Consider the following 25680-nt stretch of genomic DNA (forward strand, 5'->3'; position numbering starts at 1 on the left):
TCCATGATGGATAACCGTGCCCGAGACGAAGCCGCGCAATGGTTTGTGCGCCTGCAAGACGCCGAGTTGAGCGCTGCCGAGCGCCAGCGCTTTGATGCGTGGCGCAACGAGCATCCCGATCATCAATACGAATTTGATGTGCTGCAAGGCCTGTGGAGTGCCACCGATTTGCTGCCCAAGGCACGCTTGCAGGCGTTATGCGAGGCCCCGGTGGAACGGCCCAAGCGCCGCGCCGTGTTGCGTTACGCGGTGGCCGCCAGTGTGGTCGCGGTAGCGTTGGGCTTGGGCCTGTTCAGCGGGCTCGATCATCCAAAACCCTACAGTGCCGAGTTCAGCACGCGCCTGGGTGAACATCGCCAGGTGGCCTTGCCCGACGGTTCGGTGATGGACCTCAACAGCCGCAGCGTGGTGGCGGTGCATTACGAAAAGGGTCGGCGTGGTGTGGAGATCAAGCAGGGCGAAGCGATGTTCAGCGTCGAGCATGACACCAGCCGGCCGTTCGTCGTGGCCGCCGGGGCAGGGCAGGTGACGGTGACCGGCACGCGCTTTGATGTGCGTCGTGATGACGACCAGACTCGCGTGATGGTCGAGGCCGGCACTGTGAAAGTGCAAGGTCATTCACCGGACAAGGTGGTCACGTTGACGGCAGGCCTGGGGACCCACGTAGACAACAAAGGATCGGTGGCTGGTGCCTACGCGGTGAACACTGAAGAATTGACCGCCTGGCGCACGGGCAAGCTGGTCTTCAACAACGCTTCGCTGGGCGAAGTGGCGCGGGAGGTTTCGCGCTATCGCGAGCAACCGCTGCGGGTCAGCACGCCCGCCGTGGGCAACCTGCGCCTGACCAGCGTGTTCAAGGCCAATGACACTGACGCCTTGCTCAAGGCCTTGCCGCACATCCTACCGGTAGCCTTGCGCACCTTGCCGGACGGCAGCCAGGAAATAATTTCACGCTGACATTCAGGTTTTTTTCGAGTTCTTCGTCTTCTCCTGCAACTGCAACTGGTTTGCATTAACAGCCGCATACTCTTGCGATCACAGGACTAGGTTCGACGTGAAAAAACTTGCCGTTAACAACAATAAAATCTCCCGCTGGGCGCCGCTGGCCCTGGCGCTCGCGGTCAGTGCCGCGCTCCCTGCGGCCTACGCCGCCGACGCCATTCACATCCAGGCCCAGCCCTTGGGCGCGGCGCTGAGCCAATTGGGCCAGCAGACTTCCCTGCAAGTGTTCTTCAGCCCCGAGTTGGTCGCGGGCAAGCAGGCACCGGCGGTAGACGGCAACCTTTCCCCTGAACAAGCCCTGCGCCAATTGCTGCAAGGCAGCGGCCTGGACTACCAGATCGACGCAGGCTCCGTGACCCTGCGCCCGCTGAACAGCGGCACCGGTGAAGCCGGCTCGCCCCTGGAACTGGGCGCCACCGATATCAAGGTGGTCGGCGACTGGCTTGGCGATGCCAACGCTGAAGTGGTGCAGAACCATCCCGGCGCACGCACGGTGATCCGTCGCGAAGCCATGGTGGAGCAAGGCGCAATGAACGTTGGCGACGTACTGCGTCGCGTGCCTGGCGTGCAGGTGCAGGAGTCCAACGGCACTGGCGGCAGTGATATTTCCCTCAACGTCGGCGTACGTGGCCTGACGTCGCGCCTGTCGCCACGTTCTACCGTGCTGATCGACGGCGTGCCGGCTGCGTTTGCGCCTTATGGCCAGCCGCAGCTGTCGATGGCACCGATTTCCGCCGGTAACCTGGACAGCATCGACGTGGTGCGCGGTGCCGGTTCCGTGCGTTATGGGCCACAAAACGTCGGCGGCGTGATCAACTTCGTGACCCGTGCCATCCCCGAGAAATTCTCCGGTGAAGTCGGCACCACCCTGCAAACCTCCGCCCACGGCGGCTGGAAGCACGTGGACAACGCCTTTATCGGCGGCACCGCCGACAATGGCATCGGCGCCGCTTTGCTGTACTCCGGGGTCAATGGCAACGGTTACCGCAACAGCAACAATTCCAACGACATCGACGACGTGATCTTCAAGACCCATTGGGCGCCGACCGATCAAGACGACTTCTCGCTGAACTTCCACTACTACGACGCCAGCGCCGACATGCCCGGCGGCCTGACCCAGAAGCAGTTCGATGCCAACCCTTACCAATCGGTGCGTGACTGGGATAATTTCAGCGGACGCCGCAAGGACGTGTCCTTCAAGTACATCCGCCAGATCGACGACCGCACCCAGGCCGAAGTGCTGACTTACTATTCCGACAGCTTCCGCGGCAGCAACATCGCCAACCGCGACCTCAAGACGATCGGCTCCTATCCGCGTACCTACTACACCTTTGGCATCGAGCCACGGGTGTCCCATGTGTTCGACGTAGGCCCGAGCACTCAGGAAGTCAGCCTGGGCTATCGCTACCTCAAGGAAGGCATGCATGAGCAGGCCACCAGCCTGAACCTGGTCAACAATGTGCCGACGCCGGGTGGGCAGAGCGACGGTCACGTCTACCAGGACCGCACCGGGGGCACCGAGGCCAACGCGTTCTATATCGATAACAAGGTCGATATCGGCAAGTGGACCATCACGCCGGGCATCCGCTTCGAAGACATCCGTACTGAATGGCACGATCGCCCGGTGGTTGCCTTGAACGGCACGCGTACCCAGGAAAAACGCCGCGAAGTCCACAACAACGAACCACTGCCGGCCCTGAGCGTGATGTACCACGTCTCCGACGCCTGGAAACTGTTCGCCAACTACGAGTCGTCGTTTGGCAGCCTGCAATATTTCCAACTGGGCCAGGGCGGCACCGGCGACCAGACCGCGAATGGTCTGAACCCCGAAAAGGCCAAGACCTACGAGGTGGGTACGCGCTACAACGACAATGTGTGGGGCGGCGAGCTGACGTTCTTCTACATCGACTTCTCGGATGAGCTGCAATACGTCAGCAACGATGTGGGCTGGACCAACCTCGGTGCGACCAAGCACACCGGCATCGAAGCGTCCGCCCACTATGACCTGTCGAACCTAGACCCGCGCCTGGACGGCCTGACCGCCAATGCCGGCTTCACCTACACCAAGGCCACCTCGGAAGGCGACGTACCGTTCAAGGGCCGTGACCTGCCGCTGTACTCCCGTGAAGTGGCCACCTTGGGCCTGCGCTATGACGTCAACCGTTGGACCCACAACCTGGATGTGTACGCTCAGTCGGGCCAGCGTGCGCCAGGCACGACCAGCACCTACGTCACCCAGGGCACGGCTGACGGTCAGTACGGTGATATCCCCGGTTATGTCTCGGTCAACGTGCGCAGTGGTTATGACTTTGGCGAACAGTTGTCCAACCTGAAATTGGGTGTGGGCGTGAAAAACGTCTTCGACCAGCAGCACTACACCCGTTCCAGTGACAACAATGCCGGGCTGTACCTGGGCGAACCTCGTACGTTCTTCGTACAGGCCAGCGTCGGGTTCTGATTGAAATATTGCCGCTCTTCCTGCTAAGGGAGAGCGGCACTGCCTGCCGACAGAGTGGTTTGTCTCTCACTCGATCAGATGTTCTTCCTACTTCGATTCTGGATACTTTCAACGGTCTCAGGAACCGGTTCCCACCGTTCGGCCACACAGGATATGCCTGCCCTCGCTGGTTACCTTGACGACTCAAGGCCAGGCACCTGAATAGACCGAACTGGAGAACTGGAATGTCGGTATCAGCATACAATCAGAGCGTCGCTCTTTCCCCCGATAACGCCTCCCTTGGCGATGCAAAGCCCGCTTCGGAGCGGTCTGCCGCCACGTCGAGTGTCCAGCTTACGGTAGGCGTCAATTTCACCGCGCAAACTAATCAATCCGGGCCGACATTCAGTGGTCCGCCGCAGCGTCCACTGCCAGAAAGCCTGCGCCCGAATCCTGGCCCGCCGCCACGTCCTAACCCGACGCTGCCGGACCCTTATTACTCGAAGCAAAGCAACGAGCAACTGGCCCAAGGCCTTTTGAATAATTATGACGCGTTCAAGGGGCGCTGGCCCTCGCGTTACGTCACGCAACAGAGCCTGCAGCAAACAGCTAATCAACCATTGACCGGCAACCCTTACAAGGACCCGAATATTCGATTGGCGAACGAAGTGTTGAAGCGTCCAGGGTTGCTGCAATCCCTTGATCGCGATGGCAGTTCCGGTGCAGTGGATGGCCGTTTGACCAAGGGCGATATCACAAGCTTCGTTCGTTCGAGCAATCCACTGAAACTGAGTGACGACAAGCAAATCATCCAAGACGTACTGAACAATTTCAATGCGTTGAAAGGAGGGTACTTCAGCAGCACGATAAAACTCAGGGATCTTAATGCCCGTGCGATGCAACCGTTGACCGGCAATCCGTACAACGACCATCTCACCCAGCTTTCGCGGGAAGTCATGGCGCGCTCTGATCTGAGGTCAGCGATGGATAACATTTACAGTTGGCAGCGCGATGGCAGGATTTCTCGCCAGGAACTCTACACATTGCTTCGTTAGACCCGGGGCCCCTGCTGTGCACTACATGGCAGGGGGCTACAAGTGCTGGCGCAGTTAATACACCCCAATCATGTGGAACTGTTCGCGAAGACGTACCACAAAGACAATATCCACCGGCCATTGAATGCCGATGGGGGCCTTCATCTACCGGATTAGGTCTGGACCATGAACTCGACATCATTTGATTCCCGTCACTCTCCGTATACCGCATCAACCGTGACTGCACTGGCGCATGAGGCGCAAAACTCAAGAAAACCTCAAGAGCTGAACCTCACATCCTCACCCAGGTTCAGCTTCAAGGCGCCCACCGCCGAGGATTTTGACAAAGGTTCTCGTTTGTTTACGGAGCAGTCGGCGCCCAACCCTGTGTTTTCAATGTTAGCGAACCTTTGGAGTAAGGTGTCCCGGCGCTAGTTTTCACCGTGTCACACAGCAGGATTTTCCAGAGCATGGATGCACGGCAGGGCAGCTGGTTACAAGCGCTTAAGATTCCCAGGGGTATATCCAGTGTTTTGGACGACCTTCTTCGGAACCGTTGTTTTCTCAGGACCACTCAATCGCTGCTTGTGCCATCTTGATTTCGAGGCCCTTTCGAGGATCAGGCAATCAAGGCCCAGGCTACGAAATCTAGATAGGGTGGAGGTGAGTCATGATTGGTAGTGTCAATAATCTGAGCTATACGCAAGCAGCTGGGTCCAACACACCTGAGCCAACGGGGAGTGGTCAGTCTCGCTTTGAGGTCGATGCCCGTGCACTGGGTAAGCCGCTGCCTGCCACACAGTCAATCAACACCCGTTTCGCGAACGGCGCCGACCGGCACTTCGACGGCCAGAACCTGTACGGAGGCATGACGAAAGTTGGCAACCCCTTTGTCAGCTCGGACGACCATCTGCTGGCGACCGACTTGAAAAACAACCTGTCATTGCTGGACGCTTTCAAGAAGGATGGCCGACTGACCCAAGGTTCATTGCAGGAGATCGCCAAAGAGGAACCCAGCAGCAGTAAAGTCTCGGAACGCACCATCATGTTGGCGCGAGAGATACTCAACCGTCCTCGATTGAATGATGCGATCACCGCGAAGGGCGGTGAAATCACGCATGACAGCTTGACCAAGGCTGGCGACTCGCAGATTGGCAATACCAACCCCAATACGCAGAGCGCGGACCCGTTCCATGCGAAAACCGATGCTCAGGTTGTCCAGGCGTTCAAGGGCATGTTTGATGACTGGCGGGACAAATCGGAAGACCGCACGTTCTTTTTCGGTACACAAAGACATCGGTACGTGAATAAAGACACGATTATTGAAATCGCCAAGGACCCCAATCAAATAGGCAATAACGGTGAACCTCTGCGGGATGTGCGTACCGGGTTTCCTTTGAAAAAGTACAGCGAGCAACAGGTGTACCTGGCCAAGAACCTGATGGAGAGGCCGGGTTTGATGGCCTCTCTGGACAGTTACAAAGCCAATGGTTACAGCCCTTTCGGAAGCCTGAATGACGATGGTTGGCTGAAGAACTACAGCATTGATCGCTGGCTTGAAAACGACAAAGAAGAGAAGGGGAAGTAGTCTACGCAAGCCCGCATGAGCCGCTTGAAGGACACAATCTGCTCATGCCGCTTGGTGTTCATACACGCAGTATCTTCCCGCTGATTGCCACCGCCGCCAGCAGCACACCGATCAACAGGAACGCAGTCGCCAGGCTGCTGCCATGGGCGATGAACCCGATCACGGCCGGTCCAGCCAATATCCCCGCATAGCCCAGGGTGGTAATGGCCGGCACGGCGATATGTTCTGGCATGACCGTCTGCTTGCCGACAGCGGTATAGAGCACTGGCACGATGTTGGAGCAACCGGCGCCTATCAATGCATAACCCAGCAGGGCCATTTCCCAGGCCGGTGACAAGGTGGCGAGGAATGTGCCGGCGGCCGCCAGCGCGCCGCCGGCCACAATCACCCGGGTAGCGCCCAGCCGACGCACGATGGCATCTCCGGTCAATCGACCCGCAGTCATGGTCAAGGCAAAGGCCGCGTAACCCAGTCCCGCATAGGCTTCGTCCAAGCCGCGTTCGGCACTGAGGAACACCGCGCTCCAGTCGAGTACCGCACCTTCGGCCAGGAACACGATAAAACACAGGCAACCGATGAACAGCACCACGCCGTGGGGCACGGCAAACGCCGGGCCCGAACTCTCGCTACCGTAGGGCAGCAGGTGCGGCGCGGCCTTGAGCAGTGCCGCCAGCGTGATGACGATCACCACCAGGGTCGCTTGCAGTGGCGAAAGTCCTAGTCCCAGTAACGCTGAAACGCCCGCTGCACCGACAATCCCACCCAGGCTGAACAGCCCGTGAAAGCCTGACATCATGGTCTTGCCGCTGGCCCGCTCGACGATCACCGCTTGCAGGTTGACCGTGGAATCCACCGTTCCCAGGCCGGCGCCAAACAGAAACAACCCTGCCATCAATAACGGAATCGAACTGACCGTCGCCAGCATCGGCAATGCCAGGCAGATCATGATCGTCCCGGCGCTGAGCACGCGTCGGCAGCCAAAACGCGAGGCCAGCGCACCGGCGGCAGGCATGGCGATGATCGAACCGACGCCCAGGCACAACAGCAGCAGGCCAAGAGTGCCTTCGCTCAAATCGGCACGGGCCTTGGCATAGGGCACCAGCGGCGCCCAGGCTGCGATGCCGAAGCCGGCAATGAAGAAAGCGATACGGGTCGACATTTGCTCCAGCCGCCCGGGAACCACGGGCGCTGAGGTGGGGATGGCAGTCATGAAAAATCCTTGGTTTTGCGTTCTACGAACGATGTCCGGCGTGACATCCTTGCACATCAGGCCATGAGGCGCGAGCCGCGTTCCCTTGAGATGGCGATGGTCATGAATTTTATTTTTACACATCAGGAACGTCACGACGGTTCGTCGCCACACAAGCAGTATCGAGTGCGTAGGAAACGGTCTGGAAGGTGCGTAATCCCTGTGGGGGCTTTTGAACCCCTGGGTTCTCGCGGTGGATTACCACCTTCCAGGCCGCCTTCGGCACCTGGTCAGGCAGACGTTGGCCCATAGACGTTGACTTCAACCACCTCGGCGCCCACTACCCGCACCAGTAGCATCCCTCTGGGGCGGGTTTCCTTGCCCTTGTAACTCTCGATCACCACCCTGTCGGCCGCAGTGGCATGCAGTGACAGGCGACGGGGTTTGCGCAGGAGTTTGCGGACCTGGGCGTCCACCGGGAAGGACGGCTGGCCCCGGCGCACACTGTCACAAAAAGCCATCACGACTGCGCGTGGTGCCGGTGGCGGGGGAGAAGGCAGGCCTGCGCTGGCGAACAGTTGGTTGAGTTGATCGGCCGTCGCCACCGCACGGGGGAACCCTGTAAAAGCCGACGCAACCAGCAGCAGTTCGGTCAGCTCAACCGGCGCAAGGCCCTCGGCGAGGCTGGTCTTGAAGTGCACGCTCAGCGGCGGCCCAACCATGCCCGCTGCCACAATCGCGGCAAAGATCGCGGCCTCTTGCAAGCGTGGGTCAAGGCCGGGGCGGCTATGCAGATAGCCGTACACCACGCCTACCGCCAACTCACCGAGGGCGGGTGCCGTATGGAACAGTGCATCCAACCTGGCACCGCCATCCGGCACCAATTCGATAAATGTCTTGCGGCCTTCTCGGTATAGGGTTTCAACGGGACTTTGTGGGGTGATTGTCTTCATGCTTGCATCCTCTTACGTGAGAGGACGGCGTTTGCTCGACTGCGCACGGACTTCGGCCTGATGAAAACGTCCATCCAGGGGAACTGAAAGTGTAGTGCTTGCAGGATGGTGCGTAGCGTCGAGATCCCACACAATCGGCTTCTTCTTCAGCACATGCCCAGGTGGATGACCTCATGGCACTGTTCTACGACGCCCGCGGCAATATCTATGGCGTGGTCAGCCCGGCCTCGTTGAGAGACGCGGGCATTGCGGTACCCGAGCGCGCCGCGCTGGCTGCGCGTACCCGCAGCAACTGGACATCGTCAGCCATCGCCGCCGAATGCAGTTGGGGCTCGCTACCCCGTCCGGCCGGTGCCAAGGCTCATCGCTGTGATGGCTTGCTGGTCGGGCCGTTCCAGGCCGAGCCGCCATTTGACCTGCTGATCGTCAACACCGACGGTTCCCTGGCCGAGCGTAGTGGCAACGGCCTGACGATTTTTGCCCAGGCACTCACCGACCAGGCCCTGATGAGTGGGGCCTGTGAGTTGCGGGTGCACCACGATAAATCTGACGCAGTATCACCGGTGTCCACACGGGTTGAGCCGGCAGTCCGTGAACAGGTTGCGGGGTTCTGGCTTGAATTGGGGTTACCCACTTTCGGGCCGGCGGCGGTGGGCGCGCAGACGGGTGTGGATGAAACTGAGCGGAGTCATGTGAGCGAGTTGGCGGCGGTCGACCTGCAGTGGTCAACCAGCCAATTTGTGCGGGTGGGCAACCCCCATTGCGTAACGCTGGTCGAGCAGGTCTCGGCATTGCCGGACAACCTGAGGATGCAGCAACCCGCGCTTTACGAGCCGTTGAAGGCGATTGCATTTGCGCCCCCTGCAGGCGGTGGTCGGCCCTGTGCGGCAGGGATCAATCTGCAATGGGCGGCGCGCCAAGCCGGCAATCGAGTCATCGCACGCGTGTTCGAGCGGGGGGAAGGGCCCACCGCGTCTTCCGGAACCAGCGCCAGTGCGGTGGCGTGTGCGGCATGGCGGGCGGGCTGGGTTGAGAGCGGGGAGGTTGCGGTGGTGATGCCAGGTGGCATTGCGCCGGTTCGCTTGCACGCTCAGGGCAAAACGTTGCTGAGCGTCAGTCTGTTCGGTGCCGCGCAGCTGCAAACATGACGTTGTTTAACGGCTGACACTGTGAACCAGTGTCAGCCGTTTCTATGTTAGTTAGTTCTGTTGGAGTAATTTGTTGTAGGGCATTTCTTGCTATTAAGGAATGGTGCACTGGCTCGTTTTATTATTTTGTAAAAGATACTTCCAACTTGATCGTACGAAACTTCTTTTTTATTTTTAAATAGCCGATTTCTGCTTGAAATGACTAAGCTTTGAGACGTTCCGGCACTTTTTCTCGGTAACTAATTTCATGGTTTTTCCATGGTTGTGCATAGTTGTCGAGAAGAAGTATCTCAGGGTGTTCATCTATTAACGGCGGGTAACAACGGATGGTTAACGCGTTTGTTTCGTCACGTTTCAATCTGGTTCTTCCACCTATCAATACCGACTTGCAAGTCCTGGCATTCAAAGGCAGTGAAATCCTCGACCAACCGTTTTTCATCCACATAGAGGTGGTCACTGAAAACCCTTCCCTTGACCTGGAGGCGCTGCTCCACCAACCCGCCTACCTGGATTTCGGCGAAATGAGCGGGGGCCTGCATGGGCTGATCTACGCTGTTGGCCGTGATGACCCAGGCCGACGCATCACTCGCTACCACCTGACCCTGGCGCCTCGCCTGGCTTACCTTGCGCACCGGCGCAATCAGAGGATTTTCCAGCAGCGCAGCGTGCCACAGATCATCGCAGAGGTCCTTGAGCAGCATGGCATCCTGGCAGATGCTTACGCCTTTGAGCTTGGCCCCGTGGTTTATCCGCCGCGAACGTTCTGTGTTCAGTATGCCGAGAGTGATCTTCACTTCATCCAGCGGCTGTGTGAAGAAGAGGGCATTCACTACCATTTCCGTCACAGCGCGGACACTCATCTGTTGGTGTTTGGCGATGACCAGACCGTGTTTCGCCGCTTACCCGTGCAACGCTACTGCGCGCCTGGCGGGCCGCAAGCTGATACACCGGTCATCCAGCGTTTCGACGTACGTCTGGGCATCCGTAGCCAAAAGACCGTGCGCCGTGATTACGACTTCGAACATCCTTCCTTCCATCTGCACGACAGCGCGGGTGTCGCGTCGACGCTCCCCCTTGAGGACTATCAGTACCCGGCAGGATTCACCGGTCATACCCGTGGCAAGCAATTGGCGCAGCGGGGCCTGGAGCGTCACCAGCGCGACCGGCATCGGGCATTGGGCAAGAGTGATCAGCCAGTGCTGCGCAGTGGGCACTTCCTTGAGATACGAGATCATCCCGATCCATCCTGCAACGACCTGTGGCTGATCACGTCGGTGCGTCATGAGGGTTATCAACCCCAGGTGCTGGAGGAAGCAACACCGGCAACCGACGGGTTCCACGGCTATCGCAATCGCTTTACCGCAACACCTTGGCAGGCCGTGCATCGGCCGTCTCTCAGGCATCCCAAGCCGACCATCAATGGCAGCCAGACTGCAACCGTGACCGGTCCGGCCGGTGAGGACGTGCATTGCGACGCTTACGGCCGGGTGAAGGTGCGCTTTCACTGGGACCGCCGGGACAAGGCGGATGATAAAAGCAGCTGCTGGGTGCGGGTGGCGTCCGGGTGGGCCGGTGACGGGTTTGGCGCAACGATGATCCCGCGTGTGGGCATGGAGGTGTTGGTGACCTTCCTGGACGGGGATCCCGATCGCCCGTTGATCAACGGCTGCCTGCCGAATGCGTTGCACCGGCCGTCCTATCCCTTGCCGCAACACAAGACCCGTAGCGTTTTGCGCAGCCGCAGTTCCCTTGGGGGGGAAGGCGCCAACGAGGTGTACCTGGAAGACCGTCGTGGCGAGGAGCTTGTCTACCTGCGTGCGCAGCGAGACCTGGAGCAAAGGGTCGGCCGTGACAGTCGGTTGGAGGTCGTGGGGGAGCGGCGAGAAGTCATCCATGGCTTGAGCACGGCTCACTTGGAAAGCGAAGAGCATCGCCACGTCACCGGCGACCGCAAAGTGGTGCTCAAGGCCAACGACTACCTTGATGTACAAGGCGATAGTCGGACCCAGGTGGCGCGGACCCTGGTCATCGAGGCTGGGCAGCAACTTCACCTCAAGTCCGGTGCCAGCCTGGTGATCGATGCCGGTGCGCAACTGAGCCTCAAGGCAGGTGGCGAGCATCTGGTCATCCAGGCCGGTGGCATTTTCAGCAGTCGTCCCATAGCCCTTGGGGGGGGACCGTCTACGACCCCGTTGGCGATTGCCTTGAGAATGGCCGGTGCGCCAGAGGTCTCCAAGGTACAAGGCTCGACCATGAACCTGGCCCGACAACTGGGGGCGGACTACTGCCCAGTGTGCGAACGCTGCCGTGAAGGCCTCTGTGATCTGCCGGGGAGGGCTGCCTGATGCAGGACATGCCAGGCCAATGGATGGCCCAACAACAGCAGGCAGGGAGGCACCTGTGTTTGATCCTCGACGGGCAGAGTGCCGCGCGCGAGCCGCTGCTGGCGGTGCGCAGTTTGTCGGACTACCGCAGCTTCTATGGCGAGACTGTGCTGGCGGAACTCATGATGGAAGGTCCCGTCATCCTGCTGCTGAAGCAGATGAGCGAGCCTGTATTACGAGACCTCTTGCAACAGCCCGAGGGTCACTGGGGCTGGCTGGGCAGCTTGCCAAGCGAAGACCTGACAAGCGTGACCCGGCACTGGCGCGACCGTTTGCTGACGGGGCCGGAGGGCGAGCAATCACTGTACCGCTTTCACGACAACCGTACCCTGGCGCGTGCGCTGGACTATCTATGTCCTGAGCACTGGCCGGTATTCCTCGGCCCCTTGATCAGCCTATGTTACTGGCACGAAGACCGCTGGCGAATGGCTCATAACCCTGCTCCCGGCGAGTATCCGCTGCCTGATCCGGTCCCTTGGCTGAACACACCCAACCCAAACGCCGAAGCGATCCTGCACGCCAATATCCTGCGTTATCTGTTGGCCGAACACAGCGAAGACCTGGTCGCATTGGTGGAATTCCAGGACCCGAAAATCTGGCTGAGCCAAGTGTTGGAGCAGGCACGTGCCTGGCAATGGCGGGGGCCGGAGCGATTGGAGTTTCTGGTGGTACGACGGTTGGAGGAGGCCACCCGAAGCAGTGTCATTCGGTGGCAACCTCTGGTTGGGGAAGCACCGGCGGATCACTTTGAGCGGGTGGTGGAGCAGTGGCGAACAATGGAAGGAAAGGATGAATAAAAGAAGCCTAGGTGTATGGGGTGTGGTGGGGATGCTGGGGCTGACAGGGTGTGCGGGCAAGCCGGTTGATAGCTTTACGCTGGAGGTGGATCTGCCGGCGGAGTTTGAGCTTAAAACTGCCGCAAATTATTTGCCCGCTACGGGTGAAATCTGCACGTTGCCGCGACGTCGAGGAAAGAGGCCTGAGCGGAAAGTCTTTTTTACCGACTACCAACCTCTGGCAAGTCGGGTGAGATATGAGTTGCCGCTGAGCGAAAAAATCGAGGGCTGCCCTTCGGTACTGCGAAGTCTGGAGTTTGAGTTTTATGCGAAGTGGGGAACGCGTGATACGGACGTAGGTGGAGATCGTGCAGGTATCGCCATTCGAGATCGCGGGGATGATCAATCTGGAATGCCTGAGTCGGGTGTCCAGGAATTGGTTGGGCAATGTCATTGGCGGTTCAGGACGGTGGGGCCGTTTCATGCGATCAGGAAACTCCTGCAATGTCGCTCGATGAGTGCAATGGGAGAGTTGCAGAAGTCCGTGGCAGGGGGTGCCGCTCAGCGTGATCAGTTAGCGGGGAAAACGCTCAGGTTGGTGTTGACAGTCACTGATCGGGAAGAACCGGCTGTTGGTGATAACTGGGTAGTCGTGCCAGGCGGCTGGAAGCGTTGTAGAGGTAAAAGCTTTGAGGACCTTTATGCGTTTTGTAACGGCAACACCTCCGACTTTAAACCTATAAAAATGCCGGATGGTCGCGTTTGTGATGTCTATCCATCGTGTAAATGACAAGGAGCAAGGCCATGAAGCTGGATGCAAGGAAGCAGTCTTTTTTCAGTGATAGCAAGCCGGCCTGTGCATTGCGCGGGCATTGGGTGAGCTTTTGCCTCGTCGATGAAGTGGGCGTGGGAACGGCGTACGGTGGCCTGCCTTATACGGTCTACGATAGTGCAGGGCAGCAATACAAGGGCAGGCTCAATGGAGAAGGGTTTGCCAAGCTGCAGGATATATATTGTGGGCCCGTGGTACTTGTTTTTGATGACCTGTATTCCGGCGCAGCGCAGCCATATCAATGGCTGATGGAGCGCTCCACCTACAAGCTCCCTATTACCGAGCTTCAGGCTCGGGCTGAGCAGACGCGGTTTGCCGCCTCTGATGGGCGGCGCCTCGAAAGTAATCCTGCTCAGCAAAAGGCCAACCGGTTCTATCAGGTCGAAGTGCGTGATTTAGTCCGTCATGTCGCCCACTTGCCACCGATTGCGCCTCGGAGTCATCAACCCCAGCGGCATGCATTAAAAATGATGGGTGACTTGGGGTTTGGACCGCCCCAATCAAACTTGGCAGGCGTCGTGTTGTTTCCCAACAACCACACTGCTTTGGAGGTCCGGCCACTGCGAGCCTTCCGGCCGATGCTTTCAATCGAAGACGGTTTCTGCGCCTTGAACCTTTATCAGTTGGCATTGATGGCCACCTTGAGTTATTGCAACTTCGGCCAAGAGCCACCTAGAAAACCCCAGGACCAAGTTCGGTTCCCCCTTGATCCCAGCGTCGGTCATCTATTTGCCGAACAGCTCTCGGGTTACCACGAGGGTTGGCGATTTGATGCAGAGCAAGTGAAGCGTTTCTACCCCATTTACGAAGAGGTCCCTTACTCCCAGCGATTTGAGATCCTGCCCTTCGATCCAGAACTGTATCCACAAAACCAACCCGAGCTGGGGGAGAAACAGGAGCATCCGGCGAACTTGCATTTTTTCGATGATGACAAATTTGGTACGGATACCCAGGCGTTTATCACCCATCACGATGACGTAATCCTGATCGCGGTGCGTGGCACCGCCAGCGCCGCAGATGGGATGCGCGATGCAAACGCCCATCAGGTAGCTTTTGTGGAAGGTGTCGGCAAGGCACATGAAGGTTTCTACCAAGCTTACCGTGCAATGCGCAATTTCGTGCTGAGCTACCTCGACCAATTCCACACCGGCCAACGAATCATCATCTGCGGCCACAGCCTGGGCGGCGCAATCGCCTTGCTGCTGGCGGAAGGATTGCGCCGGGCACCCGAGGGCACCTACAACATCCTCCTCTACACCTACGGCGCCCCCCGTGCCGCCGACTCCGAATTTACCGAGGGCGCCTCAACCCTGGTCCACCATCGCATCGTCAATCACAACGACCCCGTCCCCAGTGTTCCGGCCCCGTGGATGAACACTACCGCCAAACTCTGGATCCCCGGCGCCATCACCCTGTTCAGCACCCCCGCGTCGGGCGGCCTGCTGTTCGCCGCCGGTTTGGTGCGTTTGGGTGGAAACCCTTACCAACACCACGGCGAACAACACCACTTCATGCCGATCATGCTGCCAGATGACACACAGTCTTCGGTGTTATGGAAGCCCGGTTGTGAGTCCATCCAGGAGGCGGGTTGCAACCGAGCCTTGCAACTCCATGGCGATATGCCCGAGCGGGATAACCTGCTGAAACAGCTGTTCCAGGCCAACCAGCACTTCATGACCGCCAGCTACATCCCGGCGGCCTGGGCGACGCTCCGTCGCTGGCAACAAACCCAGGAAAGCAACGGCCCGTTGGTCACGCCAAGAGAGTTCGAGTTGCTCGACCTGGCACTTGAAACCATGCGCGAGCAACTGCGCAACAAGCGTCGGGAGCTGGCCCGTCTCAGGCCCGCCAACGATCGGGGCTATGAACATCATGATGCCTTGAACAGCGAGATCGACCGCTTGCACACCAGCCGTGAGCGCCTTGCGACCCTACGTTGGCGACGCCTGGAAGCCCGTGATGTCTACGGCAGCCAGGCTCATAGCGCCCACTTGCAGCCCAGCCTCAAGCGCTGGTTCAGCCACCGTGAAAACCGTGAACTGTCGCAAGTCGCCCGCATTCCTCCCGCGTTGCATCACGAATGGGGGAGGGCGCAAACGCTGGATATCGACTCGATCGTCTGAGCCTGGCGTTTACACAAACTCCACCTGCGCCGGCTGACGCTTCATCAACACCTTGCCGTTGCGGATCGAGTACAGCGGCAAGCCCTGGCTGCGAATGACCTCGTAGTCGCTGTCCGCCGAGAGGATCAACAGGTTGGCTGGCCGGCCGGGCTCCAGGCCGTAACGCTCACCGAGGGCCATGGCCTTGGCGCTGTTGTCGGTCACCAAGTCCAAGGCGCTTTGCAGGTTGCGGTAGCCGAGCATGTGGCAGATGTGCAAACCGGCTTCCAATACCCGCAGGATGTTGCCGTTGCCCAGGGGATACCAGGGATCGACGATGGAGTCCTGGCCGAAACACACGTTCATGCCAGCTTCCAGCAGTTCATTGACCCGGGTGACACCACGGCGTTTCGGGAAGCTGTCGAAGCGGCCTTGCAGGTGAATGCTCTCGGTGGGGCAAGAGACGAAGCTGATCCCCGAGTGCCCCAGCAGACGGAAGAGTTTGGCGCAGTAGGCGTTGTCATAGGAGCCCATGGCCGTGGTGTGGCTGGCGGTGACGCGGGCACCCATGTCGCGGCTGCGAGCTTCTTCGGCCAGCACTTCGAGAAAGCGCGAGTGCGGATCGTCGGTTTCGTCGCAATGCACGTCCACCAGGCAGCCGGTACGTTCGGCCAGGTCCATCAGGAACTTCACCGAACTCACGCCCTGGTCGCGGGTGTATTCAAAGTGGGGGATGCCGCCGATCACGTCGGCGCCCAGGCGGATGGCTTCTTCCATCAGTTCGCGGCCGTTGCGATAGGACTCTATGCCTTCCTGGGGGAATGCGACGATCTGCAGGTCGATCAGGTGCGTGCTTTCTTCACGCACTTGCAGCATGGCCTTGAGCGCGGTGAGGTCCGGGTCGGTGACGTCAACGTGGGTGCGCACATGCTGGATCCCGTGGGCGGCGAGGGCCTGGATCGTCTTCTTGGCGCGGGTCTTGGTGTCTTGGTGGGTGATGGTGGCTTTGCGTTCGCCCCAGCACTCGATGCCTTCGAACAGGGTGCCGCTCATGTTCCAGCGCGGTTCGCCAGCGGTCAGGGTGGCGTCGAGATGGATATGCGGTTCGACAAAGGGTGGAGTCACCAGGTTACCGGCGGCGTCCAGGTCGTCGGCCGCCGCAATCGTTGACCCCGATTGCAATGTGATACTGGCGATCCGGCCATGTTCCAGGTGCAGATCATGCAGGCCTTCACGGTTGCGCAGGCGGGCGTTGATGATGTGCATGGGCAAGTTCCTCTTGGCTAAAAACAATCAGGCGGACAGTCGCCAGATCATCAGCGCGATACCGATGTCCAGGCGATCATAAGCATTATCCAGCGTCAGCCCGCACAGGGCTTCGATGCGCTGGACGCGGTGCGTCAGGGTGTTGCGGTGCACGGCCAGCCGCTGGGCGGCGGCCACAAGGTTACCATTCTCATGGAACCAGGCTTCCAGGGTGGGCATCAGGCTGGGGCCGTGGTGCAGGTCGTGGCGCAGCAATGGGCCCAGGCGTTCATTCAGGAATTGGTCGAGCAGGGCGCGATCACGCACGCCGCTGAGCAATTTGAGTACGCCCAGTTCGTCGTACACGCATAACCCGGCGCGTTCGCTGAAGCGTCGTGCAGCCGCCAGCGCCTGGCGGGCCTCATCCTGCCCCTGGGCCAGGCGTGCCGGTGGGTGAGCGGCGGCGCTCAGGCCGATAAACAATTTGAGCGGTGCCAGGCGCAGGTTCAATGGGTTGAGCCAGTTGGCCAATTGCTGGCGGTTAGCCAATGCTGCGACAGCATCCGGAGCCGGGAGCAGCATCGTCCATTGCCCGGCTCGCCCCAGTACCGGTAAACCTATCGAGAGTTGACGCAAGCGGCGGCTGATGCCGTCATGTTGGCGGGCCAATTGCACCTCCACAGAAGCCGCATCACCCTGGGCAAACAGCAACTCACTGCCTTCCAGTTGCAGTTGAACCACCTGCCAATGCCTGGCCAACGACATGCCCAACTGCGTGGCCCGGTGCAACAAAAGATCCAGGGATTGGTAATCGCCGATCAGCAAGCGCTCCAGCACATCATGCCGCGAGCGTCCCAACTGCTCGGACTGGATCAGCGCCGAGCCAATGGCTTGGGTCACCAGCACCATTTTCAACGAATAGGGCTGTTCGATCAGCGGCATGCCGGCGGCTTCGGCGGCGTCGAGCAAACGCTGGGGAATCGCCTGGATATAAGCGGGCCCCGTCAGAATCACCAGTCCGGCCACCTGACGTTCGCAGGCTTCCTCCAGCAGTTGCAGCAGGTTGGTTTCGTCGCGTGGGTGATTGATCCCGGTGACGAACACCAACTCACCTCCCAACACCCACTCGGCGATCCCGCTGTTTTCCGCCACATAGGGCCAACGCACGCGATTATCCAGGCCAGCGGCGCCGGCACGCAGGTGCATGGATTCCAGACCCGGCAGGGCCAGCACATCGGCGAGGGTCAGGCTCATGCCTGGGCGTCAGCCAAGGGCGCACGCACGCGAAGTACGGCGGTGAGCACGATGTAGGTCAACGACGCGGCCACGATACCCACCAATGGAGCGACCCAAGGCGAGTTGAACGCTAGCACCGTGCCCACCCCATAGGCCACCAGCCCCGGCCAGTTGAACGCCGGCAGACGCGCATCCGCCAGGCGCGGGTAGTGGCCGCGATAGCGATAGAAGAAGTCCGCCATGATCACCCCGCCAATCGGCGGAATCACCGTGCCCAGTAGAATCAAGTACGGCACCAGCATGTCGTACATGCCAAGCAACGCCAGCAGCGTGCCGATCACCGCGCCGGCCAGGGTCACGGTCTTGCGGCGTTTGGTGCGCAGCAGGTTGCAGCCGGCCACCGCGAAGTTGTAGATGGTGTTGTCCTGGGTGCTCCAGATGTTGAGCAGCAACATGGCCATCGCCGCCATGGCGAAGCCTTGCAGCAGCAATACTTCGACCACATCCGGTTGCTGATAGACGATGGCACCGTAGGCGCCGATCAGCACCATCAAACCGTTGCCGATAAAGAAACCGATCAGGCTGGCCAGCACGGCCACCTTGGCGGAACGCGAAAAACGCGTCCAGTTGGTGGCCTGGGTCGCGCCGCTGACAAAGGTGCCGAACACCAGGGTGATCGCCGTGGACAAGTCCAGTTCACCGGTCGGCACCACCGCCAGCAGCCCATCCAGCCCGCCGACTTTGACCGTGGCCACCCACATCGACAGAAACAACAGGATGCCCATGGCCGGCACCGCGATGTAGGACAAGATCTCCAGCCCGCGATAGCCAATGTATGCCGTGGCGCAGAACACCAGGCCGAATAGCACCATCAACGCAAGGACGCTGCCCTGGCCCAGCTCGAAATACTTGCCCAGCACCACGGCGGCCGTGGCGGTGCCCCAGGCGTACCAGCCGATCTGGGTGAAACCGAGGATCAAGTCACTGAGCTTGCTGCCCACTTCGCCAAAGCAGAAGCGCCCCATCAACACCGAATTCAGCCCGCTCTTGAAGGCAATGTAACCCAGGCCTGCGGCGTAAATACCCAGTAGCAGGTTACCCAAGGCTACGACGCCAAGCATGTCGGTAAAACTGAACGCCACACCCAGTTTGCCGCCGGCAAACATGGTCGCGGTAAAAAAGGTAAAGCCCAGCAGCACCATGGCGGTAGACGCCAGGCCTTTGCGCGCATGCATCGGGACTTCGCTGAGGGGGTAATCATTGCCCGGTTCTTGCTGCGTCATGTGCCTTGCTCCCTGAATGAGTGACGCAGGCCTATTGCACCGCGCGTGCCAAACCGGCGGCAGTGATATGCGCACGACGGGCGCTGTGCAGCGTGCACAGTATTTATAGCCAAACCGGGGAGAAACGCTGGAAGGAGTGTTCGCTGTGCCCAATCAGGCACGAAAGCGGTGCAGCAGTGATACAAATTGGATCAGTCGAACAGCGTCTGGGTGGTCTCGCCACGATGGAAGGCGAATGCGGCTTCCAGGTCACTTTCGATGGTGCGCCCGCGGGACAGTGGTGGCAGCTTATCCAGGCGAAAAAAGCCCACTTCGGTGGTCTCGAACCCCGCCATCGGCGCCGACTGGTCTACCGGTTCACAGAGGAAGTACAGCTTGTAGAAGTCGCGCACATCCGGTCGATACAAGCCCTTGGCCTTGTGCGTCACGCTGTACAGGGCCCGCGCGGTCACCGTCAGCCCGGCTTCTTCGCGAATCTCCTTGACGATGTTTTCCGCCGCCGACAAGCCGATATCCGCGTAACCACCCGGCAACGCCCAGCAGCCGTCGGTCAACTCCCGTACCAACAGAATCCGATCGCCTTGGATGACCGCACCGCGCACATCGATCATCGGCGTCGAGTAGCGTTTGGCGAAGTCCGTAACCAACCCGGTGATGCGCTCCAAGGGCACATTGCCCAACTGCGCGAGCATGCTGTGGGCAATCTCGGCAATCTCTTCCAGGCGCTCGCGCTCGAAATCATCGGTGCAAAAGTGCAGCCCCGTGGACGCCAGCGCCTGCAGGCGTTTGGCCTGGGCCAGCCAAGTGTTTTCCATGGGTTACTCCGCGAGTTGTTTGGTCATGTACACCCGGCGCAGGCCGTGTTCTTCGGCCCGGTGGGTCTCGACATAGCCTCGACGGGTGTACAGCGTGATGTTCTCGGTCATGGCTTCGTTGGTGTATAGGCGAATGGCCATGAAGCCGGCATCGAGCGCCTGGTGCTCGGCAAAGTCCATCAGCAATCGCCCAAAGCCCAGCCCTTGGGCTTCTGGGGCAATCGCCAGGTTATCCAGCAACAGCGCGTTGCCATCATCCAGCAGGATAATAAAACCCTGAACGTTCCCGGCATTTTCCAGCACATGTACGCCACCGGCCTGCACCCACTGGCGGTAATCCTCCAGCATCGGGCCGGGCTTGCGGCCGATCCGTTCGATGTACGGCGAGTAGGCGGCCTGGGCGATAGCCTCAATGGCAGCAACATCAGCAGCAGTGGCGGGGCGCATCATTGCAGTGGTCTCCTTGCGGGCAGGAAGCCACGACTGTAAGGGAGGCGGGTACAAAAAAACCACCGCGCAGGGTGGTTTTTTCACATCGCAGGTTTACTCGCCGCGATAGATGCAACCGCTGGTGCAGGTTTCGTGGATACGAATTGCACTGAGCTCAGGCAGCAGGGGCTTCAACTCGTTCCAGATCCACTTGGCCAGCACTTCGCTGGTGGGGTTTTCCAGGCCTGGGATGTCATTGAGGTAGTTGTGGTCGAGGCGTTCATAGAGCGGCTTGAAAATCGCCTTGATCTCCGAGAAGTCGCGAATCCAGCCGGTATGGGGATCCAGGTCGCCGCTCAGGTGGATCGCCACCTTGAACGAATGCCCATGCAGGCGCCCGCATTTGTGGCCTTCCGGTACGTGGGGCAGGCGGTGGGCGGACTCGAAGGTAAATTCTTTGAAGATTTCCACAGTGTTTTCAGCTCGGTCGGTGTCTGGCAGGCGGCGAGTTTAACAGCTTGAGCCCTTGCCGCGCATACCGTCCCTCTGTAGGCATCGGCTTGCTGGCGAATGATAGATTGCATGTGGCCAGCGGCTACAGGGGCTGTAGTCTCTCGCCCAATTGGCCGTTATCCGCCAGTTCCAGAAACTCATCGCCTAGCCGCTGGCTCTCGCTCATCGCGGTCTGCCAGTACTTGTTACGGCTTGGGTCGTCGCCCATGAAGCGCTTGAAGTCGCTGCGGTCTGGCAGTTTGCCGTGGGGCAGGCGGGCGAGGTAGTCCTTGGACGGCGCCAGCAGCAATACATCCTGCAAACCCTGTGGGTTGCTGCGCCGCCATGGCAGGCCCTTGTCGAACCAGCCGGGGATGACCCGATCGGTGAAGTGCGGGTACAACACGATGTCGTCGCCGTGGTAAGGCAGGTCGAGGTGATAGTCCAACAGGCCACCGTCGCGGTAGGTGCCGGCGCCTGCACCCGGCAGGTCGCGCACGCCTTGCATCACCATGGGGATGGAGCCCGAGGCCAGCAGGGCCTGGCGCAGGTTGCCCAGTTCCAATGCCAGGAAGCGCGAGGGGAAATCCTTTAGGGGATGCACCGGTGGCGCCTGGCGTGGGTCGTGGATGATCAGCCGTTCAAAGTGCCGCGACAGCCGCGCGCGGCCGCGCAGGTTGTCGGCAATGACTGACGACAGGCCCAGCCCCAGGCGCCCACGGTGGTCATCAGCGAGCAGGCCGTGGCTCTTGACCACCATGATGTTCAGGCGATAGTTCGGGTTGTCCAGCACCCGCGCATCGCGACCGGCCAGCAGGTCGTCGAGCATGCGCTGGCAGCTCTGGCTGACCTCGGCCATGGTCACGCCCTTGGCAAAGCGTTGTTCGTTGTACAGGCGACCGAGGTCCAGCAGGCCTTGCACCGGGTCGGGCAGGCACGCACTGGCAAACCGCCAGGAGCCGATGGACGCGCCGACCAGCGCCCGTTCCCGTGGCGCGCGGGGTAGCCATTCACCGAACAGCGCCAGGTCCAGGCCCTGGATACCCAATGCCTTGGGGCCGCCGGCCGCGCCGGGCAGGATGCCGACGTCGGCCGGCGTGAGGCCTTGCTCGCGAATGCGGGCAAAGGCGCGTTTGCCGGCCTTGAGGGTCAGGGCGGGAAACTTGATGTGGATGGCTGTCATTCCGGTCTCTCATGCAACGAGCGGGGCAGTATAGGAAATCTCTCACGGCGATGGGTGAAGAGGCTTGTGGGAAATTGCCATGGTGGCAATTCAGTTTCAGTTAAGTTGCAGACGGTACGGTGGCGGACGTAGGAAAAATCTTGAAACGGAGACTCTCCATGAAGCGCCTCACAGTGCTGGTCGCCGCCGGTATCATCGTCCTCACGGCGACCCAGGCCCGAGCCGTGGACCCCGACAAGCCACTGAAAGTGCCTGCCACTGTTACTATTATCGCCTTTGATCAACTGGAAGCCACGGCCCTGGCCCTGCATCCCGGTTCGACGCTGCTGGATACCGATCTGGACGAGGAGTACGGCAAGTACCTGTACCAAGTTGAACTGGAAGACACCAACGGCATCGAGTGGGAGATTGAATTGGACGCGCTCACTGGGCAGGTTCTCAAGAATCATCAGGAAACGTAATGAAGGTAAATTTAAACACCGGCAGTCGAGTGGCGTTGGTGCTCCTGGTTTTTTGCTCAAGCCTGGCGGCCCGCGATCTTGATCAGGACGAGGCCTTGGCACTGCGCCAGCAGGGGATCATCTTGCCGTTGGAGCAGTTGCTGGAGCAGGCCATGGGGCGTCATCCCGGTTCGCGTCTGCTGGAGGCCGAGCTTGAAAAAAAACATGGCAAATATGCTTATGAAGTGGAACTGGTCACCGCCGACGGCGTGGTGCGCGAGATCAAGCTGGACGCATCCACGGGTGTGCTGATCAAAGACGAGGAAGACTGATGCGCCTGCTCTTGGTGGAAGACAACGTTCCCCTGGCCGATGAATTGCTGGCCGGGCTGCAACGCCAGGGTTATGCCGTCGACTGGCTCGCCGATGGTCGCGACGCCGCGTACCAGGGGCGCAGCGAACCCTATGACCTGATCATTCTTGACCTGGGCCTGCCGGGTTTGCCTGGGCTTGAGGTACTGGCGCAATGGCGTGCCGCCGCGCTGGCCATCCCGGTGCTGATCCTCACGGCTCGCGATTCCTGGGCCGAGCGCATTGAAGGGCTTAAGGCGGGCGCCGATGATTACCTGAGCAAACCCTTTCACCCCGAGGAATTGCACCTGCGCATCCAGGCGCTGTTGCGCCGCTCCCACGGTCATGCGAATCAACCGACCCTGCAGGCCGCCGGCCTGCACCTGGATGAAGGCCGCCAGTGCGTGCTGCGCGATGGCGCAGAGATCCAGCTGACCGCCGCCGAATTCCGTCTGTTGCGCTACTTCATGTTGCACCCCGAACAGATCCTGTCGAAAAGCCACCTGGCCGAGCATCTGTATGACGGCGAAACCGAGCGCGACTCCAATGTGCTGGAAGTCCACGTCAACCACCTGCGTCGCAAGCTGGGCCGCAGTGTGATCGAGACCCGGCGCGGCCAGGGTTACCGGTTTGGCGCCAGCGGCGCATGAGGTCGATCCAACGGCGCCTGAGCCTGGGCCTGGTCAGCGTGATGGTGGTCGTCGGCGTAGCGCTGGCGCAAACCAGCCTGTGGTTATTCGAAACGGGGTTGCAGCGCTATCTGGAAGCCGGCTTGCGCAACGACAGCGAGAGCTTGTTGGTGGCGTTGGTACGGGGTCCTGAAGGTTTGCAACTGCATGAGAAACGCCTGTCGCCGGCCTATCAACGGCCGTTTTCGGGGCACTATTTCCGTATTGATTTTGCCGATAAGCATTGGCGCTCCCGCTCGTTGTGGGACCAGGACCTGCCGCATCTTCCCGAGGCGGGACTCAAGGGCAACCTGCAACTGGGGCCGGAAGGCCAGCAATTGTTGGTGTTGCGCGAGGACTACAAACGCTTCGGCCAACCAATCTCCATCAGCGTGGCCCAGGACTACACGCCCGTGCGGGAAAGCTTCCGCCTGATGCGTCAGATCGGTCTGGTGCTGGGGCTGGCGGCGCTGCTGCTGGTGCTGATCCTGCAACGGATCACCGTGCGCCGCGCCTTGCGCCCGCTGGAAACCGCGCGTAACCAGATCGCCCAACTGCAACAGGGCCAGCGTTCACAACTCGACACCCAGGTGCCGCAGGAGCTGGAGCCGTTGGTGGCGCAGATCAATCACCTGCTGGCTCACACCGAAGACAGCCTCAAGCGTTCACGCAATGCCCTGGGCAACCTCGGTCACGCCCTCAAGACCCCGCTGGCGGTGCTGTTGAGCGCTGCGTCGAGCGATGCGCTGAAGGATCATCCCGAGCTGAGCAAGCTGTTGCGCGATCACTTGGAGCAGGTGCAACACCGTCTCAACCGCGAGCTCAACCGCGCTCGCCTGGCCGGGGAAACCCTGCCAGGCGCGCTGTTTGATTGCGAAAAAGAACTGCCCGGCTTGCTCGCCACCCTCAACATGATCCACGGTGAACACCTGGACCTGAGCTACCACGCCGCGCCCGGCTTGCAGCTGCCCTGGGACCGAGAAGACCTCTTGGAGTTGCTCGGCAATCTATTGGATAACGCCTGCAAATGGGCGGATGCCGAGGTGCGCTTGACCGTTACCGAGGCTGAGCACAGCTACTTGTTGGCGGTAGAAGATGACGGCCCCGGCATTCCTGAAACCCAGCGTGACCAGGTCTTCAGCCGTGGCACGCGCCTGGATGAACAGATCCATGGTCATGGCCTGGGGCTGGGGATCGTGCGGGATATCGTCGAGGTGTGGGGCGGGGTGCTGCAGTTGCAGGAAAGCGACTTGGGCGGGCTGAAAGTGCTGATCGAATTGCCGAAGCGCCAGGGATAAGCCTGTCGCTTCGGCAAGGGGCTGATCACACCCTGAACTGATCCATCAACCCCTGCTGCTGATTCGCCAGGCTGTTCAACGCCTGGCTCACCCGTGCCGATTCATTCGCCTGCTCCGACAGCGACTCGGTCACATCGCGAATGGTTGCCACGTTGCTGTTGATCTCCTCGGCCACGGCGCTTTGCTCTTCGGCGGCGCTGGCGATCTGCAGGTTCATGTCGCTGATCACCGTCACGGCATCGCCAATCTGGCGCAGGGCCGTCACGGCTTGCCCCACCTGCTCGACGCTGCCCTGGGCCTGGCGATAGCTGTTGCCCATGGAGCCGACCACCTCTTCGGTGCCGCTTTGCAGGTGTTCGATGACCAGGCGGGTTTCTTCCACCGATTCCTGGGTGCGCTGCGCCAGGTTGCGTACTTCGTCGGCCACCACCGCAAAGCCACGGCCGGCCTCACCCGCGCGGGCGGCTTCGATGGCAGCATTGAGGGCCAGCAGGTTGGTCTGTTCGGCAATGCCGCGAATCACTTCAAGCACCGAACCGATTTTTTCGCTGTTGGCGGCCAGGCCTTCGACCTGGGTCATGGCCGTGCTCATGTCGGCCGCCAACTCGCCGATATTGCGCGTGGTGCGGTCGATCACCTTCAGGCCATCACGGGTGGCCTGGTCGGCGTCGCGGGCGGCTTGTGCGGCCTGGGCAGCGCTGCGCGCCACGTCCTGGGCAGTGGCGCTCATTTCATGGGACGCGGTGGCTACCTGGTCGACCTGGCGATACTGCTGTTCCATGCCGGCGCTGGTTTC

23 protein-coding genes are annotated in these 25680 nt (G+C 60.3%); 13 read left to right on the forward strand and 10 right to left on the reverse strand.

Annotated features, from left to right (window positions below; all coding sequences use genetic code 11):
* Nucleotides 1-3 precede the first annotated feature (3 nt).
* The 4 genes from OZ428_RS11870 (at nt 4) to OZ428_RS11885 (ending at nt 6061) form a co-directional block, all read left to right on the forward strand.
* Complete coding sequence (locus OZ428_RS11870) at nt 4-957, forward strand: FecR family protein (RefSeq protein ID WP_269133450.1); 954 nt, start codon at nt 4-6, stop codon at nt 955-957.
* A 97-nt stretch (nt 958-1054) separates the two neighbouring features.
* A complete protein-coding gene (locus OZ428_RS11875; RefSeq protein WP_269133451.1) occupies nt 1055-3460 on the forward strand; it encodes a TonB-dependent siderophore receptor in 2406 nt (801 codons plus the stop codon).
* A 224-nt stretch (nt 3461-3684) separates the two neighbouring features.
* The gene (locus OZ428_RS11880) at nt 3685-4494 is read left to right on the forward strand and encodes a hypothetical protein (protein ID WP_269133452.1); all 810 of its coding nucleotides are present in this window, start codon (nt 3685-3687) and stop codon (nt 4492-4494) included.
* Nucleotides 4495-5143: 649 nt separating this feature from the next.
* On the forward strand, nt 5144-6061 hold the full coding sequence (locus tag OZ428_RS11885; protein ID WP_269133453.1) for a hypothetical protein: 918 nt from the start codon (nt 5144-5146) through the stop codon (nt 6059-6061).
* Between the two features lie 58 nt (nt 6062-6119).
* Here OZ428_RS11885 and OZ428_RS11890 read toward each other — a convergent pair whose 3' ends face one another.
* Together OZ428_RS11890 and OZ428_RS11895 are read right to left on the reverse strand one after the other, a co-directional pair.
* Entirely contained in the window at nt 6120-7271 is a 1152-nt protein-coding gene (locus OZ428_RS11890) for an MFS transporter (RefSeq protein ID WP_269133454.1), read from the reverse strand.
* Nucleotides 7272-7540: 269 nt separating this feature from the next.
* Nucleotides 7541-8203: a carboxymuconolactone decarboxylase family protein gene (locus OZ428_RS11895; protein WP_269133455.1), complete on the reverse strand. Its 663-nt coding sequence runs from the start codon at nt 8201-8203 to the stop codon at nt 7541-7543.
* 173 nt (nt 8204-8376) lie between these two features.
* Between OZ428_RS11895 and OZ428_RS11900 the strand changes: the two genes are divergently transcribed.
* The 5 genes from OZ428_RS11900 (at nt 8377) to OZ428_RS11920 (ending at nt 15466) form a co-directional block, all read left to right on the forward strand.
* The gene (locus OZ428_RS11900) at nt 8377-9351 is read left to right on the forward strand and encodes a diaminopimelate epimerase (protein ID WP_269133456.1); all 975 of its coding nucleotides are present in this window, start codon (nt 8377-8379) and stop codon (nt 9349-9351) included.
* A 326-nt stretch (nt 9352-9677) separates the two neighbouring features.
* Nucleotides 9678-11696, forward strand: coding sequence for a type VI secretion system tip protein TssI/VgrG (gene tssI, locus OZ428_RS11905; RefSeq protein WP_269133457.1), 2019 nt, complete (start codon nt 9678-9680; stop codon nt 11694-11696).
* Entirely contained in the window at nt 11696-12532 is an 837-nt protein-coding gene (locus OZ428_RS11910) for a DUF4123 domain-containing protein (protein WP_269133458.1), read from the forward strand. Before tssI ends, OZ428_RS11910 begins: the two co-directional genes overlap by 1 nt.
* Entirely contained in the window at nt 12525-13301 is a 777-nt protein-coding gene (locus OZ428_RS11915) for a hypothetical protein (protein ID WP_269133459.1), read from the forward strand. The genes OZ428_RS11910 and OZ428_RS11915 overlap by 8 nt, the downstream gene beginning before the upstream one ends.
* 14 nt (nt 13302-13315) lie before the next feature.
* Entirely contained in the window at nt 13316-15466 is a 2151-nt protein-coding gene (locus OZ428_RS11920) for a lipase family protein (protein WP_269133460.1), read from the forward strand.
* Nucleotides 15467-15475: 9 nt separating this feature from the next.
* Here OZ428_RS11920 and codA read toward each other — a convergent pair whose 3' ends face one another.
* From codA to OZ428_RS11955, 7 genes are all read right to left on the reverse strand, one after another.
* A complete protein-coding gene (codA, locus tag OZ428_RS11925) occupies nt 15476-16711 on the reverse strand; it encodes a cytosine deaminase (RefSeq protein ID WP_269133461.1) in 1236 nt (411 codons plus the stop codon).
* A gap of 27 nt (nt 16712-16738) precedes the next feature.
* On the reverse strand, nt 16739-17944 hold the full coding sequence (locus tag OZ428_RS11930; RefSeq protein WP_269133462.1) for a PucR family transcriptional regulator: 1206 nt from the start codon (nt 17942-17944) through the stop codon (nt 16739-16741).
* Nucleotides 17941-19209 carry a cytosine permease gene (codB, locus tag OZ428_RS11935; RefSeq protein WP_033899730.1) on the reverse strand — a complete coding sequence of 423 codons (1269 nt, stop codon included), beginning with the start codon at nt 19207-19209 and terminating at the stop codon, nt 17941-17943. The genes OZ428_RS11930 and codB overlap by 4 nt, the downstream gene beginning before the upstream one ends.
* 191 nt (nt 19210-19400) lie before the next feature.
* On the reverse strand, nt 19401-20024 hold the full coding sequence (locus tag OZ428_RS11940) for an NUDIX hydrolase (protein ID WP_269133463.1): 624 nt from the start codon (nt 20022-20024) through the stop codon (nt 19401-19403).
* A 3-nt stretch (nt 20025-20027) separates the two neighbouring features.
* Entirely contained in the window at nt 20028-20474 is a 447-nt protein-coding gene (locus tag OZ428_RS11945) for a GNAT family N-acetyltransferase (RefSeq protein ID WP_269133464.1), read from the reverse strand.
* Nucleotides 20475-20567: 93 nt separating this feature from the next.
* Nucleotides 20568-20924: a 6-carboxytetrahydropterin synthase QueD gene (gene queD / locus OZ428_RS11950; RefSeq protein WP_003190259.1), complete on the reverse strand. Its 357-nt coding sequence runs from the start codon at nt 20922-20924 to the stop codon at nt 20568-20570.
* 124 nt (nt 20925-21048) lie between these two features.
* Nucleotides 21049-22128 (reverse strand): patatin-like phospholipase family protein, encoded by a 1080-nt coding sequence (locus tag OZ428_RS11955; RefSeq protein ID WP_269133465.1) that lies wholly within the window; start codon nt 22126-22128, stop codon nt 21049-21051.
* Between the two features lie 158 nt (nt 22129-22286).
* Between OZ428_RS11955 and OZ428_RS11960 the strand changes: the two genes are divergently transcribed.
* Genes OZ428_RS11960 through OZ428_RS11975 form a run of 4 tightly spaced genes read left to right on the forward strand, consistent with a single transcriptional unit; the run spans nt 22287 to nt 24884 of the window.
* A complete protein-coding gene (locus OZ428_RS11960) occupies nt 22287-22589 on the forward strand; it encodes a PepSY domain-containing protein (protein WP_269133466.1) in 303 nt (100 codons plus the stop codon).
* Nucleotides 22589-22900: a PepSY domain-containing protein gene (locus OZ428_RS11965; RefSeq protein ID WP_033899740.1), complete on the forward strand. Its 312-nt coding sequence runs from the start codon at nt 22589-22591 to the stop codon at nt 22898-22900. Before OZ428_RS11960 ends, OZ428_RS11965 begins: the two co-directional genes overlap by 1 nt.
* A complete protein-coding gene (locus OZ428_RS11970) occupies nt 22900-23568 on the forward strand; it encodes a response regulator transcription factor (protein ID WP_177111839.1) in 669 nt (222 codons plus the stop codon). The genes OZ428_RS11965 and OZ428_RS11970 overlap by 1 nt, the downstream gene beginning before the upstream one ends.
* The gene (locus OZ428_RS11975; RefSeq protein ID WP_269133467.1) at nt 23565-24884 is read left to right on the forward strand and encodes a sensor histidine kinase; all 1320 of its coding nucleotides are present in this window, start codon (nt 23565-23567) and stop codon (nt 24882-24884) included. The genes OZ428_RS11970 and OZ428_RS11975 overlap by 4 nt, the downstream gene beginning before the upstream one ends.
* 25 nt (nt 24885-24909) lie before the next feature.
* Here the strand turns inward: OZ428_RS11975 and OZ428_RS34650 are convergent, their stop codons facing one another.
* Nucleotides 24910-25665 carry a methyl-accepting chemotaxis protein gene (locus OZ428_RS34650; RefSeq protein ID WP_420492067.1) on the reverse strand — a complete coding sequence of 252 codons (756 nt, stop codon included), beginning with the start codon at nt 25663-25665 and terminating at the stop codon, nt 24910-24912.
* Between the last annotated feature and the right edge of the window lie 15 nt (nt 25666-25680).

Origin of the sequence: Pseudomonas sp. GXZC (assembly GCF_026967615.1) — a bacterium.
In the GTDB taxonomy this organism is placed as follows: domain Bacteria; phylum Pseudomonadota; class Gammaproteobacteria; order Pseudomonadales; family Pseudomonadaceae; genus Aquipseudomonas; species Aquipseudomonas azotoformans_A.

Coding starts and splice junctions, on each gene's coding strand:
- OZ428_RS11870 (WP_269133450.1), top strand. CDS start 4: ATGATGGATAACCGTGCCCGAGACGAAGCCGCGCAATGGTTTGTGCGC.
- OZ428_RS11880 (WP_269133452.1), top strand. CDS start 3,685: ATGTCGGTATCAGCATACAATCAGAGCGTCGCTCTTTCCCCCGATAAC.
- OZ428_RS11885 (WP_269133453.1), top strand. CDS start 5,144: ATGATTGGTAGTGTCAATAATCTGAGCTATACGCAAGCAGCTGGGTCC.
- OZ428_RS11890 (WP_269133454.1), bottom strand. CDS start 7,271: ATGACTGCCATCCCCACCTCAGCGCCCGTGGTTCCCGGGCGGCTGGAG.
- OZ428_RS11895 (WP_269133455.1), bottom strand. CDS start 8,203: ATGAAGACAATCACCCCACAAAGTCCCGTTGAAACCCTATACCGAGAA.
- OZ428_RS11900 (WP_269133456.1), top strand. CDS start 8,377: ATGGCACTGTTCTACGACGCCCGCGGCAATATCTATGGCGTGGTCAGC.
- tssI (WP_269133457.1), top strand. CDS start 9,678: ATGGTTAACGCGTTTGTTTCGTCACGTTTCAATCTGGTTCTTCCACCT.
- OZ428_RS11910 (WP_269133458.1), top strand. CDS start 11,696: ATGCAGGACATGCCAGGCCAATGGATGGCCCAACAACAGCAGGCAGGG.
- OZ428_RS11915 (WP_269133459.1), top strand. CDS start 12,525: ATGAATAAAAGAAGCCTAGGTGTATGGGGTGTGGTGGGGATGCTGGGG.
- OZ428_RS11920 (WP_269133460.1), top strand. CDS start 13,316: ATGAAGCTGGATGCAAGGAAGCAGTCTTTTTTCAGTGATAGCAAGCCG.
- codA (WP_269133461.1), bottom strand. CDS start 16,711: ATGCACATCATCAACGCCCGCCTGCGCAACCGTGAAGGCCTGCATGAT.
- OZ428_RS11930 (WP_269133462.1), bottom strand. CDS start 17,944: ATGAGCCTGACCCTCGCCGATGTGCTGGCCCTGCCGGGTCTGGAATCC.
- codB (WP_033899730.1), bottom strand. CDS start 19,209: ATGACGCAGCAAGAACCGGGCAATGATTACCCCCTCAGCGAAGTCCCG.
- OZ428_RS11940 (WP_269133463.1), bottom strand. CDS start 20,024: ATGGAAAACACTTGGCTGGCCCAGGCCAAACGCCTGCAGGCGCTGGCG.
- OZ428_RS11945 (WP_269133464.1), bottom strand. CDS start 20,474: ATGATGCGCCCCGCCACTGCTGCTGATGTTGCTGCCATTGAGGCTATC.
- OZ428_RS11955 (WP_269133465.1), bottom strand. CDS start 22,128: ATGACAGCCATCCACATCAAGTTTCCCGCCCTGACCCTCAAGGCCGGC.
- OZ428_RS11960 (WP_269133466.1), top strand. CDS start 22,287: ATGAAGCGCCTCACAGTGCTGGTCGCCGCCGGTATCATCGTCCTCACG.
- OZ428_RS11965 (WP_033899740.1), top strand. CDS start 22,589: ATGAAGGTAAATTTAAACACCGGCAGTCGAGTGGCGTTGGTGCTCCTG.
- OZ428_RS11970 (WP_177111839.1), top strand. CDS start 22,900: ATGCGCCTGCTCTTGGTGGAAGACAACGTTCCCCTGGCCGATGAATTG.
- OZ428_RS11975 (WP_269133467.1), top strand. CDS start 23,565: ATGAGGTCGATCCAACGGCGCCTGAGCCTGGGCCTGGTCAGCGTGATG.
- OZ428_RS34650 (WP_420492067.1), bottom strand. CDS start 25,665: ATGGAACAGCAGTATCGCCAGGTCGACCAGGTAGCCACCGCGTCCCAT.